The sequence below is a fragment of the Streptomyces sp. NBC_01241 genome (assembly GCF_041435435.1).
In the GTDB taxonomy this organism is placed as follows: domain Bacteria; phylum Actinomycetota; class Actinomycetes; order Streptomycetales; family Streptomycetaceae; genus Streptomyces.
In genome coordinates, this window is sequence record NZ_CP108494.1 from 2,552,474 (window position 1) to 2,565,114 (window position 12,641).

11 protein-coding genes are annotated in these 12,641 nt (G+C 67.9%); 3 read left to right on the forward strand and 8 right to left on the reverse strand.

Annotated elements, in window-relative coordinates; genetic code table 11:
- Positions 1–211 precede the first annotated feature (211 nt).
- The gene (locus OG306_RS11120) at positions 212–1,117 is read left to right on the forward strand and encodes a TerD family protein (RefSeq protein WP_266746029.1); all 906 of its coding nucleotides are present in this window, start codon (positions 212–214) and stop codon (positions 1,115–1,117) included.
- A gap of 78 nt (positions 1,118–1,195) precedes the next feature.
- Here OG306_RS11120 and OG306_RS11125 read toward each other — a convergent pair whose 3' ends face one another.
- From OG306_RS11125 to OG306_RS11150, 6 genes are all read right to left on the reverse strand, one after another.
- The gene (locus tag OG306_RS11125; RefSeq protein ID WP_266746030.1) at positions 1,196–1,930 is read right to left on the reverse strand and encodes a TerD family protein; all 735 of its coding nucleotides are present in this window, start codon (positions 1,928–1,930) and stop codon (positions 1,196–1,198) included.
- A 177-nt stretch (positions 1,931–2,107) separates the two neighbouring features.
- Complete coding sequence (locus OG306_RS11130; protein ID WP_266746031.1) at positions 2,108–3,253, reverse strand: DUF475 domain-containing protein; 1,146 nt, start codon at positions 3,251–3,253, stop codon at positions 2,108–2,110.
- A gap of 70 nt (positions 3,254–3,323) precedes the next feature.
- Positions 3,324–3,899: a TerD family protein gene (locus OG306_RS11135; protein ID WP_266746032.1), complete on the reverse strand. Its 576-nt coding sequence runs from the start codon at positions 3,897–3,899 to the stop codon at positions 3,324–3,326.
- A gap of 235 nt (positions 3,900–4,134) precedes the next feature.
- Positions 4,135–4,710, reverse strand: coding sequence for a TerD family protein (locus OG306_RS11140; RefSeq protein WP_266752161.1), 576 nt, complete (start codon positions 4,708–4,710; stop codon positions 4,135–4,137).
- A gap of 188 nt (positions 4,711–4,898) precedes the next feature.
- Positions 4,899–5,357: a peroxiredoxin gene (locus tag OG306_RS11145; RefSeq protein WP_093895495.1), complete on the reverse strand. Its 459-nt coding sequence runs from the start codon at positions 5,355–5,357 to the stop codon at positions 4,899–4,901.
- Positions 5,358–5,553: 196 nt separating this feature from the next.
- Entirely contained in the window at positions 5,554–5,991 is a 438-nt protein-coding gene (locus OG306_RS11150; protein WP_266746033.1) for a DUF3052 domain-containing protein, read from the reverse strand.
- 467 nt (positions 5,992–6,458) lie between these two features.
- On the opposite strand from OG306_RS11150, the gene aceE reads away from it, so the two are divergent.
- A complete protein-coding gene (gene aceE / locus OG306_RS11155) occupies positions 6,459–9,200 on the forward strand; it encodes a pyruvate dehydrogenase (acetyl-transferring), homodimeric type (RefSeq protein WP_266746034.1) in 2,742 nt (913 codons plus the stop codon).
- Positions 9,201–9,266: 66 nt separating this feature from the next.
- On the opposite strand, the gene OG306_RS11160 is transcribed toward aceE, so the two are convergent.
- Positions 9,267–9,656, reverse strand: a complete 390-nt coding sequence (locus OG306_RS11160) for a peptidase inhibitor family I36 protein (protein WP_266746035.1) — start codon at positions 9,654–9,656, stop codon at positions 9,267–9,269.
- Positions 9,657–9,832: 176 nt separating this feature from the next.
- A complete protein-coding gene (locus tag OG306_RS11165; protein WP_266746036.1) occupies positions 9,833–11,443 on the reverse strand; it encodes an MFS transporter in 1,611 nt (536 codons plus the stop codon).
- A 237-nt stretch (positions 11,444–11,680) separates the two neighbouring features.
- Here OG306_RS11165 and OG306_RS11170 point away from each other — a divergent pair, with 237 nt between their 5' ends.
- A complete protein-coding gene (locus OG306_RS11170; RefSeq protein WP_266752162.1) occupies positions 11,681–12,316 on the forward strand; it encodes a TetR family transcriptional regulator in 636 nt (211 codons plus the stop codon).
- Positions 12,317–12,641 lie beyond the last annotated feature (325 nt).

Genomic DNA, 12,641 nt, shown 5'->3' on the forward strand with positions numbered 1-12,641 from the left:
CCCGAACTGCCTGATCGACCGGCAAACGTATGGCCGGTAATAGTACGTACGGGCGGGTGTCGACAGTTCCCCACGTGCGTGAATTCCGGGTAACTCGTCCATTTCCCGACGGGTCGGAGCCCTGCGGACTACGTGGTTCCGTCGCACTGCCGAGATATCCGGTGCGCCCCCGCGTTGTCCGCGCGGGCAGCCAGCAGGCAGGATGACGGGCATGACGCACGCGATGGTGAAGGGCTCGAACGTCCCTCTGGACGCCTTGGCCGTACGGGCCGTGCTGCGCTGGACCCCGGGCGCCGGGGTTCCGGATGTGGACGCCTCGGCCCTGCTCCTCGGAGCCGGTGGCCGCGTGCGCTCGGACGAGGACTTCGTCTTCTACAACCAGCCCCGCCACCCCTCCGGCCTGGTACGACGGCTGCCGAAGCGCAGCGTCCCCGAAGGGCTCACGGACAGCATCGAGGCCGACCTCGGCGCACTCGACCCCTCGGTCGACCAGGTGGTCGTCGCCGCATCCTCCGACGGAGCCGCCTTCGCCCAGGTGCCGGATCTGCGCATCCTGCTCTACGACGCGGCGGCGGCGGACGGGGACCCGCTCGCCGTCTTCGACGTGCGGCCGGAGACCGGCGAGGAGACGGCAATCATCTGCGGCGAGCTCTACCGGCGCGGTGATGGCTGGAAATTCCGGGCCGTGGGACAGGGCTATCCGACCGGTCTGGTGGGGCTGGCGACCGCCTTCGGCATTTCGGTGGACGAGGCGGAGGCCGCGGCGGAGCCCGATCCGGCGCCCTCACCCGTGGGCGCTTCTTCGCCTGCCATGACCCCCTCGCCCGCCCCCGTGACGGCGCCCGGCTTCCCGCCGCCCTCGCCCACGTTCCCGCCCGCGCCGACGCCCGGTCCGGACGCGCAGATCACGGTCCAGCACCAGCAGCCCGCATACGGCTACCCGCAGCCCGCGGTGGCCCAGCCGGCCCCCCCGCCCGTGCCCCAGCCCTCGTACGGATATCCGCAGCCCGCCGCCCAGCCCGCCTACGGCTATCCGCAGCCCGCCGCGGCGGCTGCGCCCGCCCCCGACCCGAAATTCGTCCTGCCGCCGCAGGGGCCGCAGTTCGTACGGTCCTGAGACTCGTACGGGCCTGATGCCCGTACCGTCCGGAGACTCGTACGGTGTCCTGAGACGTCCCGCGCCCCTTGGGACCTCTCAGGCGCGGGACTTGTAGCCGCGTCCCCACTGCATGCCCCAGCCGTACAGCCGGTCCAGTTCCGACTGGAACCCGTACACGAACTTCACCTCGCGCCGCACGATCATCTCGTCCTTGACGTTCTCCACCGTGAACACGGCGCAGGAGCGGGCCTCCGGGGCGTGCTCGTCGAGATCGATCTCGATCCGCGGGCCGTTGCCCGGGTAGAGCGTCACCTTGGCGTGCGTACGGTCGAAGGCCGGCGTCTGGTCGTAGATGTAGACGAAGAACAGCAGCCTCTTGATCTGGTCGCGCTGGTCGAGATTGACGTAGACGGTCTCGCCCGACGGTGCCCCGAAACGGTCGTCCCCGCTCAGCCGGATGTACGGCGGTGCGTTCAGGTCGCCCATGAGGTTGCCCAGCGGCTGGACCACTCCCTTGGTGCCGTCCTTCAGCTCGTACATGCAGCCCAGGTCCAGGTCGACATTGACCATGCCCTGGGTGTGCGCCTGGACCACATCGGGCTTGAAGAGCTTCATCGGCCGCAGCAGCCGGCCGCTCTGCCGCGACCTGCCCTCGATGTCGGACGTACGCATCCGCCAGGAGAGGTTGACCCGCAGATTGCCGGTCAGCGCACCCTGTTTGGTCAGTGAGACCGTGGCGTGCCGCTTGGAGAGCACGATGGAGTTGGTGGACGCGTTGCCCGACTCGAACTGCGCCTCTCTCCGTGGCCACAGGCTGTCCCAGAACGCCATCCCCAACCCCCACACGTATCGGTAGAAACACAAGTACCCCGGCCCGGCGGCCGCCCCGCGCGTCGCACCGGGCGCCCACATCACTGCGGGGCGGCCGCCGGGCCGGGCCCGGGTGTTCCCGGAGAACCGTCGCCGTACGGACCGCCCCGCTGAGAGCGTTCCTCAATCCCTACCGGGTCACACCCCGGACGGGACTTCTGCCTTGGAACCCTCGTCGTCGCCCCCGCCCGCGGCCTCCAGCGCCTTGTTGCGCCGCACGGAGGACCAGAAGGACCAGCCGATCAGCACGACACCGACAAGACCGGTGATGATCTCGTTGATCTCGTACTGGATGGTGACGAGGAGGATGACGGCCAGCGCGCCGATGGCGTAGTGGGCGCCGTGCTCCAGGTAGACGTAGTCGTCGAGGGTGCCCTGGCGGACCAGGTAGACCGTGAGCGAACGGACGTACATGGCGCCGATACCGAGGCCGAGGGCCATCAGCACGATGTTGTTGGTGATGGCGAAGGCACCGATGACGCCGTCGAACGAGAAGGACGCGTCGAGCACTTCCAGGTAGAGGAACATGAAGAACGCGGCCTTGCCGGAGAGCGCGATCGCGGAGATCTTCTTGCCGCTCTTCCTGGCCTCGTCCTCCGCCTCGTGCTCCCGCTCCTCCTCTTCCTCCAGCTTGTTCTCGAAGAAGCTGGAGAGTCCGCCGACGATGAGGTAGGTGATCAGGCCGGCGATTCCGGCGAGCAGGACGGTCTCCGCCTTGTCGGCGTGGCCGCCGCCGTGCTGGTGCGCGCTCGTCGCGAAGGTCATGGCCGAGATCAGCAGCACGACCAGTGCGATGCAGACCGACAGCATGTCGACCTTGCCGAGCTTGGCGAGCGGGCGCTCGATCCAGTGCAGCCACTGGATGTCACGGTCCTCGAAAATGAAGTCGAGGAAGATCATCAGCAGGAACATGCCACCGAACGCGGCAATCGCCGGGTGGGCGTCCGTGACCAGTTCCTGATAGCGCTCGGGCTGACTGAACGAGAGATCGACCGCTTTGATCGGGTCCAGCTTGGCGGTGATGGCCACGATCACGACGGGGAACACCAGCCGCATGCCGAAGACCGCGATGAGCACACCGACCGTGAGGAAGATCTTCTGCCAGAAGGCATTCATCTTCTTCAGGATTCCGGCGTTGACCACCGCGTTGTCGAAGGACAGCGAGATCTCGAGGACGGAAAGAATCGCGACCACGCCGAAGGCTTCCCACCCCCCGTAGATCACCGCTGCGACCAGGCCGAGCGCGGTAATCGCGAACGACCAGCCGAAGGTTTTCAGAAGCACTGGCTACCCCATCGTGTGTGTAACGGGTTCTCCCCCGGGTGCGTACGGGGCCCCCCGCGCGTGCGCGGCTTTACGAAACGTTGACCCCGAAGTCTAGAGCGATCCCGCGCAGTCCGGACGCGTACCCCTGCCCCACTGCACGGAACTTCCACTCACCGTTGTACCGATAGAGCTCGCCGAAGATCATCGCCGTTTCCGTCGAGGCGTCCTCGGTGAGGTCGTAGCGCGCGAGTTCCTGGCCGTCCGCCTGGTTCACTACGCGGATGAACGCGTTGCTGACCTGGCCGAAGGCCTGTCCTCGATTGTCCGCGTCATGGATCGAGACCGGAAAAATGATCTTGTCGCAGTGCGCGGGTACCTGAGTGAGATTCACGATGACCGACTCGTCGTCGCCCTCGCCCTCACCCGTGAGGTTGTCGCCGGTGTGCTCCACGGAACCGTCGGGGCTCTTGAGGTTGTTGTAGAACACGAACCATTCGTCGCCGAGCACTCGGCCCGACTGGCACAGCAGCGCGCTGGCGTCGAGGTCGAAGTCGGCGCCCGTGGTGGATCGTGCGTCCCAGCCGAGCCCGACCAGCACCTGGGTGAGGTTGGGTGCGGCCTTGGAGAGGGAGACGTTGCCTCCCTTGGCGAGTGTGACGCCCATGGTGTGTCCTCCCCGAGTCGATGAACCGATTTATTGAGCCGTCGAGCCATTGAGCTGTCGAGCGTCGAGTCTTCGCGCTACTAAGCCTTCGCGCGGTTAAGCCTTCGCGCTGTGGAACCTTCGAGCCGTTGACCCGTCCAGCGCGTCCGGCGCCGCACATCGTGCGGCGCCGGACGGAAATACATGTTGACGTCGGCCGGACGGAGCCGCGGCCGCTCCGACCGGTCTCGCCTTCTCAGACGTTGACGCCGAAGTCCTGCGCGATGCCGCGCAGCCCCGAGGCGTAACCCTGACCGATGGCACGGAACTTCCACTCCGCCCCGTTGCGGTACAGCTCGCCGAAGACCATGGCGGTCTCCGTCGAGGCGTCCTCGCTCAGGTCGTAGCGCGCCAGCTCGCTGTTGTCCGCCTGGTTGACCACGCGGATGTACGCGTTGCGCACCTGGCCGAAGCTCTGCTGCCGGGTCTCGGCCTCGTAGATCGAGACCGGGAAGACGATCTTGTCGACATCGGCCGGAACGCCGGCCAGGTTCACCTTGATGACCTCGTCGTCGCCCTCGCCCTCACCGGTGAGGTTGTCACCCGTGTGCTCCACGGAGCCGTCGGGGCTCTTGAGGTTGTTGAAGAAGACGAAGTTGCCGTCGCTGCCGACCTTGCCCTCGGCGTTCGTCAGCAGGGCGCTGGCGTCGAGGTCGAAGTCACCACCGGTGGTGGTACGAGCGTCCCAGCCCAGACCGACGGTGACCGCCGTCAGGTTGGGCGCGGCCTTGGTCAGCGAGACGTTGCCGCCCTTGCTGAGGCTGACTCCCACGAGTCCTCCCATTGGTTTCCTTGGGGGCCGGCAGGCGCCGGCGCCTCCACGTTGCGTTGGCATCCGATCAACGACTGGATCCTAGTAACCGGTTCCCGGCCAAAGCAGGCTTTTGGCCGGGTCGCCCGCAGATCCACCGGCCCGGGGCGAAGGCCCCGGAGCGAAGGCCCCGGACCGACGGTCCCGGATCAGAGCGTGTCGAGCGCCTTGATGTAGTCGTTGAGGTCGCGCGCGTCGGGCAGACCGTTGACGACGGTCCAGCGCACCACGCCCTCCTTGTCGATGATGAAGGTGCCGCGCACCGCACAGCCCTTCTCCTCGTCGAACACGCCGTAGGCCCGCGAGGTCTCACCGTGCGGCCAGAAGTCCGACACCAGCGGGTACTCCAGGCCTTCCTGCTCGGCGAAGACGCGCAGGGTGTGGATGGAGTCGTTGGAGACGGCCAGCAGCTGCGTGTCGTCGTTCTCGAACTTCGGCAGCTCGTCACGGAGCGCGCAGAGCTCACCCGTGCACACGCCGGTGAAGGCGAACGGGTAGAACAGCAGCACGACGTTCTTCTCGCCGCGGAAGTCGGAGAGCTTCACGGTCCGGCCGTGGTTGTCCTTCAGCTCGAAATCCGGGGCCTGGGTGCCGACCTCGATCGCCATGAAACGCGTCCCTTCGCTACGTTCACCGGGCTGGGCTGTCCGGGTGGCTCCCACCCTACGCAGAGCCCGCAGCAGGCCGTGCAGCGCCCGTAGCGGACCTGCGACGCCCACGCGGGGCACCCGGCGGCCGAGAAGGAAGACCCCCGGCGGTCCATGCCGTCGGGGGTCTTCGGGGCGAGTGCGCGGCGAACGCGGTTCAGCGCTTGGCTTTGGCCGCCTTCGGTGTGACCAGACGGCTGCCCGTCCAGTCCTTGCCCGCATTGATGCTCTTGGTCTGGGAGAGACCGGCGGTCTGTGCAGCCTCGTTGATGTCGCTCGGTTCGACGTATCCGTCACGGCCGGTCTTCGGCGTCATCAGCCAGACCGCGCCGCCGTCCTCGATCAGACCAATGGCATCCACCAGCGCGTCCGTAAGGTCGCCGTCCTCGTCGCGGAACCACAGCACGACGACGTCTGCGACGTCGTCGTAGTCCTCATCGACGAGATCCTGGCCGATTGTGGCCTCAATGCCCTCACGGAGCTCCTGCTCGACGTCGTCGTCGTAGCCGATCTCCTGGACCACCTGTCCGGGCTCGAACCCCAGGCGTGCTGCCGGGTTGGTCCGCTCCTCCGCGTGGTCCGCGGTCGCGCTCACGGGTTGCCTCCTGATCATGTTTCGGAAAATGCTTCAGCCACGCGCGTGCGCGGGGCGTTGGCCGTAGTCCACACGGGAGCGGCGGATCGCGCAAGTACCCAGCCTGCGAGACCGCCTAAACGGGGACGTTCCCTGCCACGTCGCCGCGCGGTCGGCAGCCCCTCGCGGGGCCGACGCCACCCTCCACACCCTTTACGTCCTTCCACAGCTTATGCCGTTTCGGTCCACCATTCGGAGTCGCACATCCTTTGGGAACACTTGGACGGGTTGGGCGTAAGGTTGCGGTTTGGACCAGCACATCCCCGCGTCGCGGACGTGATGTTCCACAACACGGCGGTTACCAATCGGTAGAGGTGACGTTTACGCCCCCGCGGTACACGATGGTGATGGCGTACATGCATACATCCCGGGGGCATGTTCTCCCGGACCAGGCCCCGTAGAGCAGCACCGAACAGCGAGGGAACAGCGTGGCTTCCGGATCCGATCGCAACCCGATCATCATTGGCGGCCTGCCGAGCCAGGTCCCGGACTTCGATCCCGAAGAGACCCAGGAATGGCTCGACTCGCTCGACGCAGCCGTCGACGAGCGAGGTCGTGAGCGGGCCCGTTACCTGATGCTCCGGCTCATCGAGCGTGCGCGCGAGAAGCGCGTCGCCGTGCCGGAGATGCGCAGTACGGACTACGTGAACACGATCGCCACGAAGGACGAGCCGTTCTTCCCCGGCGACGAGGAGATCGAGCGCAAGGTTCTCAACGCGACCCGCTGGAACGCGGCCGTGATGGTGTCGCGCGCCCAGCGTCCCGGCATCGGGGTCGGCGGCCACATCGCCACCTTCGCCTCCTCGGCCTCACTGTACGACGTGGGCTTCAACCACTTCTTCCGGGGCAAGGACGACGGCCTGGGCGGCGACCAGATCTTCTTCCAGGGACACGCGTCCCCGGGTATCTACGCCCGCGCCTTCCTGCTCGACCGGCTGAGCGAGGCGCAGCTCGACGCCTTCCGCCAGGAGAAGTCGAAGGCGCCGAACGGCCTGTCCAGCTACCCGCACCCGCGGCTGATGCCGGACTTCTGGGAGTTCCCGACCGTCTCGATGGGCCTCGGCCCGCTCGGCGCGATCTACCAGGCCCGGATGAACCGCTACATGGAGGCGCGCGGCATCGCCGACACCTCCCGGTCGCATGTGTGGGCGTACCTGGGCGACGGCGAGATGGACGAGCCCGAGTCGCTCGGTCAGCTCTCCATCGCCGCGCGCGAGGGCCTGGACAACCTGACCTTCGTGGTCAACTGCAACCTGCAGCGCCTCGACGGCCCGGTCCGCGGCAACGGCAAGATCATCCAGGAGCTGGAGTCGCAGTTCCGCGGCGCCGGATGGAACGTCATCAAGCTGGTCTGGGACCGCTCCTGGGACCCGCTGCTCGCGCAGGACCGCACGGGCATCCTGGTCAACAAGCTGAACACCACGCCGGACGGCCAGTTCCAGACGTATGCCACCGAGTCGGGCGCGTACATCCGTGAGCACTTCTTCGGGGACGACCCGCGGCTGCGCGACATGGTCAAGGACATGACCGACGACCAGATCCTGCACCTGGGCCGTGGCGGTCACGACCACCGGAAGGTCTACGCGGCCTACGCGGCGGCCAAGGCCCACAAGGGTCAGCCGACGGTGATCCTGGCGCAGACGGTCAAGGGCTGGACGCTGGGGCCGAACTTCGAGGGCCGCAACGCGACCCACCAGATGAAGAAGCTCACCGTCGAGGACCTCAAGCGGTTCCGCGACCGGCTCCACATCCCGATCACGGACAAGCAGCTGGACGAGGGCTACCCGCCCTACTACCACCCGGGCCGCGATTCCGAAGAGATCCAGTACATGCACGACCGCCGCAAGGGTCTGGGCGGTTATGTCCCGACCCGTGTGGTGCGCGCGAAGCCGCTGGTCCTCCCCGAGGACAAGACGTACGCGATCGCGAAGAAGGGCACGGGTCAGCAGTCGATCGCCACGACCATGGCGTTCGTCCGCATCCTGAAGGAACTCATGCGGGACAAGGAGATCGGTAAGCGCTTCGTACTGATCGCGCCTGACGAGTACCGCACCTTCGGCATGGACGCGTTCTTCCCGAGCGCGAAGATCTACAACCCGCTGGGTCAGCAGTACGAGGCGGTGGACCGGGATCTGCTGCTCGCGTACAAGGAGTCGCCGACCGGTCAGATGCTGCACGACGGCATCTCCGAGGCCGGCTGCACGGCGTCGCTGATCGCCGCCGGTTCGGCGTACGCCACGCACGGCGAGCCGCTGATCCCGGTGTACGTCTTCTACTCGATGTTCGGTTTCCAGCGCACCGGCGACCAGTTCTGGCAGATGGCCGACCAGCTCGCGCGCGGCTTCGTGCTGGGTGCGACCGCCGGTCGTACGACCCTGACCGGTGAGGGTCTCCAGCACGCGGACGGCCACTCGCAGCTGCTCGCCTCGACGAACCCGGGCTGCGTCGCGTACGACCCGGCGTTCAGCTACGAGATCGCGCACATCGTCAAGGACGGTCTGCGCCGGATGTACGGCGGGACCCCCGGCGAGAACGAGGACGTCTTCTACTACCTCACCGTCTACAACGAGCCGATCCAGCACCCGGCCGAGCCGGAGAACGTGGATGTCGAGGGCATCCTGAAGGGCGTGTACCGCTACAAGGCCGCCGAGCGGGGCGAGATCCCGGCCCAGATCATGGCGTCCGGTGTGGCGGTGCCGTGGGCGGTCGAGGCGCAGCGGATCCTCGCCGACGAGTGGAACGTCCGGGCGGACGTCTGGTCGGCGACCTCCTGGAACGAGCTGCGTCGCGAGGCCGTGGACGTGGAGCGGTACAACCTGCTGCACCCGGCGGAGGAGCAGCGCGTCCCGTACGTCACGCGGAAGCTCTCCGGCTCCGAGGGTCCGTTCGTGGCGGTCTCGGACTGGATGCGTTCCGTACCGGACCAGATCGCGCGCTGGGTGCCCGGTGCGTACCAGTCGCTGGGCGCGGACGGCTTCGGCTTCGCCGACACCCGTGGCGCGGCCCGCCGGTTCTTCCACATCGACGCGCAGTCGATCGTCCTCGCGGTGCTCACCGAGCTCGCGAAGCAGGGCCGGGTCGACCGTTCGCTGCTGAAGTCGGCGATCGACCGGTACGACCTGCTGGACGTGGCAGCGGCCCACCCGGGCGCGGCCGGCGGCGACGCGTAGGAACGGCGTATCACGGCCGAAGGGCGGCGGGACCTGCTGGTCCCGCCGTCCTTCGGCGTCCGCGGGTCAGTTCTCCCAGACCTTGAACGCCCTGACCTGGTACGGGGACTGGGGCACCCAGGTGCCGCCACCCGGATAGGTCTCGAATTCGCCGGTCTCGGCGCATTCCGCCGACTGGTACGTGGTGACCGGGCGGCCGGTGCGGTTGGCGAGCGACTGGACCTTGCTGCCGGCCGGCAGCGGGACGCAGCTCTCGATGTCGATCGTGGCCAGCTCGTGGATCTGCCGGGCGCCCGTGAAGTCCGGTTTCCCCCAGAGGCAGAGCTGGCCGCTTCCGCAGACCCCGGCCCGGACGGACCCGGGACGGACCGCGGAGTCGGCCACGGCCTGCGGGATCAACGCGGTGGCGGCCAGGGCGGTGGTGGCCAGGGCGGCGGCAAGGACGGTCGTACGCATGGAAATCAACCCCCGTGGTGATGCGAAATCAGTTGCCTGCACCCTGACCTGCGGAGCAACCCCCGGGGAAGGGGCCGCGGGCCACACCACCCTGATAGGCGACAGCCCCGCCGGAACGGTCCGGCGGGGCTGTCGTACGCGCTGTGTTGACGCCGCGCAGGCGTCATGACGATCCGTCAGATGTGACCGGCGCCCGCGCCCGCCTCAGCGTTCGCACCGCGCTTGGTGAGCGTGGCGACCAGCGCGGCGACCACCGCGACGATGCCGGCGACCATGAATGCCGTGCTCATGCCCGACACGAACGTGTCATGGGCGACGCCCGCGATCTTCGCCGCGACCTCCGGCGGAGTGTTGGCGTCCACCGGCGGGACGCCGACCTCGACGGCCGAGGACGCCGCGTCCAGCTGCTTCGGCGAGAGGGGCGGAAGCTGCGCGGCCGTCCAGTTGCCGGCCAGCTTCGAGTCGACCTGGGAGGCCATGATCGCGCCCAGTACCGCCGTACCGAGGCTGCCGCCGACCTGCATGGCGGCCTGCTGCAGACCGCCCGCGACGCCGGAGAGCTCCATCGGGGCGTTGCCGACGATGACCTCGGTGGCGCCGACCATCACCGGGGCGAGGCCGAGACCGAGCAGCCCGAACCAGATCGACATGGTCAGGGTGCTGGTGCCGATCTCCAGCTGGGACATGCCGAACATGGCGACCGCCGTGCACACCATGCCGCCGACCAGCGGAACCCGCGGGCCGAACTTCGTGATCATGGCGCCCGCGAGCGGCGAGGCGACGATCATCATGCCGGTCAGCGGCAGCAGGTGCAGACCGCTGTCGACGGGGCTCAGACCGTGCACGTTCTGCAGGTAGAAGGTGACGAAGAACAGCCCGCCCATGAAGGCGAAGGCCATCAGCACCATCAGGACCGTGCCCGCGGACAGCGGCACGGACCGGAACATCGCCAGCGGGATCAGCGGCTCCCTGACGTTCTTCTGGGAGAAGGCGAAGACCACGAACAGGGCCACGGCAGCGCCCAGGAAGCCGAGCGTCTTGTAGTCGCCCCAGCCCCACTCGGCGCCCTTGATGAGCGCCCAGATGAGGCAGAACATCGCCTGCGAGAGCAGCACGATGCCGCCGATGTCGAAGGAGCGCGGCGCGTTCTCGGCGCGGTGGTCCTTGAGGATCACCAGGCCCAGCACGAGCGCGATCACGCCGACCGGCACATTGATGAAGAAGACGGACTGCCAGCTGACGTGCTCGACGAGCACGCCGCCGAGGATCGGACCGCCCGCGGTCGAGGCGCCGATCACCATGCCCCAGATGCCGATCGCCATGTTCAGCTTCTCGGCCGGGAAGGTGGCGCGCAGCAGGCCGAGTGCGGCGGGCATCAGCAGGGCGCCGAAGAGGCCCTGGAGCACCCGGAACACGATCACCAGGGCGACGCTGTGCGAGAGGCCGATGGCCCCCGATGCCGCGGCGAAGCCCACGACACCCATCAGGAAGGTCTGGCGGTGGCCGAACCGGTCACCGAGCTTGCCCGCGGTGATCAGGGAGACCGCAAGGGCGAGCATGTAGCCGTTGGTGATCCACTGGACGTCGGCGAGCGAGGCGCCGAGATCCTGCTGGATGGCGGGGTTGGCGATCGCGACGATCGTGCCGTCGAGCGCGACCATCATCACGCCGATGGCCACGGAGAAGAGCGTCAGCCAGGGGTGGCCGCGCAGCCCCTTGGCAGGTGCGGGCACGGCGGTGTCCTGCGGCTCCCGCGACGCCTTTTCGACGGTGGTCTGACTATTCATGCCCGGGAGATTAGTGTCAGTCACTGACAGTTGACAAACCATTTCACAAGACAGTAACTGTCACGTAGCTCACAAGTACGCTGAGCTGGGAATCTCAGGAGAAAGAGGACCATTTCCGTGACCGATGGGCAGCGGGCCGTGTATCCGACCGGGCCGTGCGGACGTCCGACGGGGCAGAGCGGGGGTCCGGGCGGGCCGCACGAGCCTCCGCCCGCACCGCGCGGGCGTCCGACCGGGCTGCGCGAGCGGAAGAAGCGACGCACCCGGGACGCCCTGCTGCACGCCGCCCTCGGCCTTTTCACCACCCAGGGGTACGAGGAGACCACCGTCGACGAGATCGTCGACGCCGTCGAGGTCTCCCAGCGCACCTTCTTCCGCTACTTCGCCAGCAAGGAGGAGGCCGCCTTCGCCATCCAGGAGATGGTGGAGTCGCACTTCCTCTCGGAGCTGCGCCTGCGTCCCGCTTCGGAGACCCCGTTCGAGGCGCTGCGCCGCGCGGTCCTCTGCGCCTGGAACACCATCGGTGAGGCGATCGAGGCGATCGTCACGGTCGAACTCCACATGCGTACGTACCAGATGATCGAGTCGACGCCGTCGCTGCTCGCCGCCCACCTGCGACGCCACATCGATCTGGAGAACCAGATCGCGCTGCTGATCGCCGAGCGCGAGGGGCTCGACGTGGAGACCGACCCCCGGCCGAGGGTCGCCGTCGCCGCGTTCTCCGGGGTGATGCGGGTGACCGGGCAGCTCTGGGGGCAGGGGCGGGACGCCAGCATGGACTCGCTGCGCGCGCTGACCGAGACGTACCTGGACCAGCTCGGCCCGGCACTGGCCGGGAACTGGCGGACGGAGGCCGGCGCGGGGCTCGGGTAGCGCCATGAAAACTCCGTCCGGTGTGCGGTGGGCTCGGCGCGCACGCGTCGGCGCGCCGAGGTGTCGCTATGTCGAGCCGTCGAGCCGCCAAGCCGCCGAGCCGCCGAGCCGCTGATGTACCGACGCGCCGACGCGCAGATGTGCCGTACGCCGCATTGCCCCGACATGACCGACTTCACAACAGCCGTACCCCGGCGGCCATATGCGACGCTCCGGAGGCACTCCGCGCGCCTGAGCGTGCGCGTCGCACCAACACAGCGTGAAATGACCGGCCTTGAATTCCCGACAGCGGGGTGATGTGCGTCACCCTGTTCACGGCCGTCGT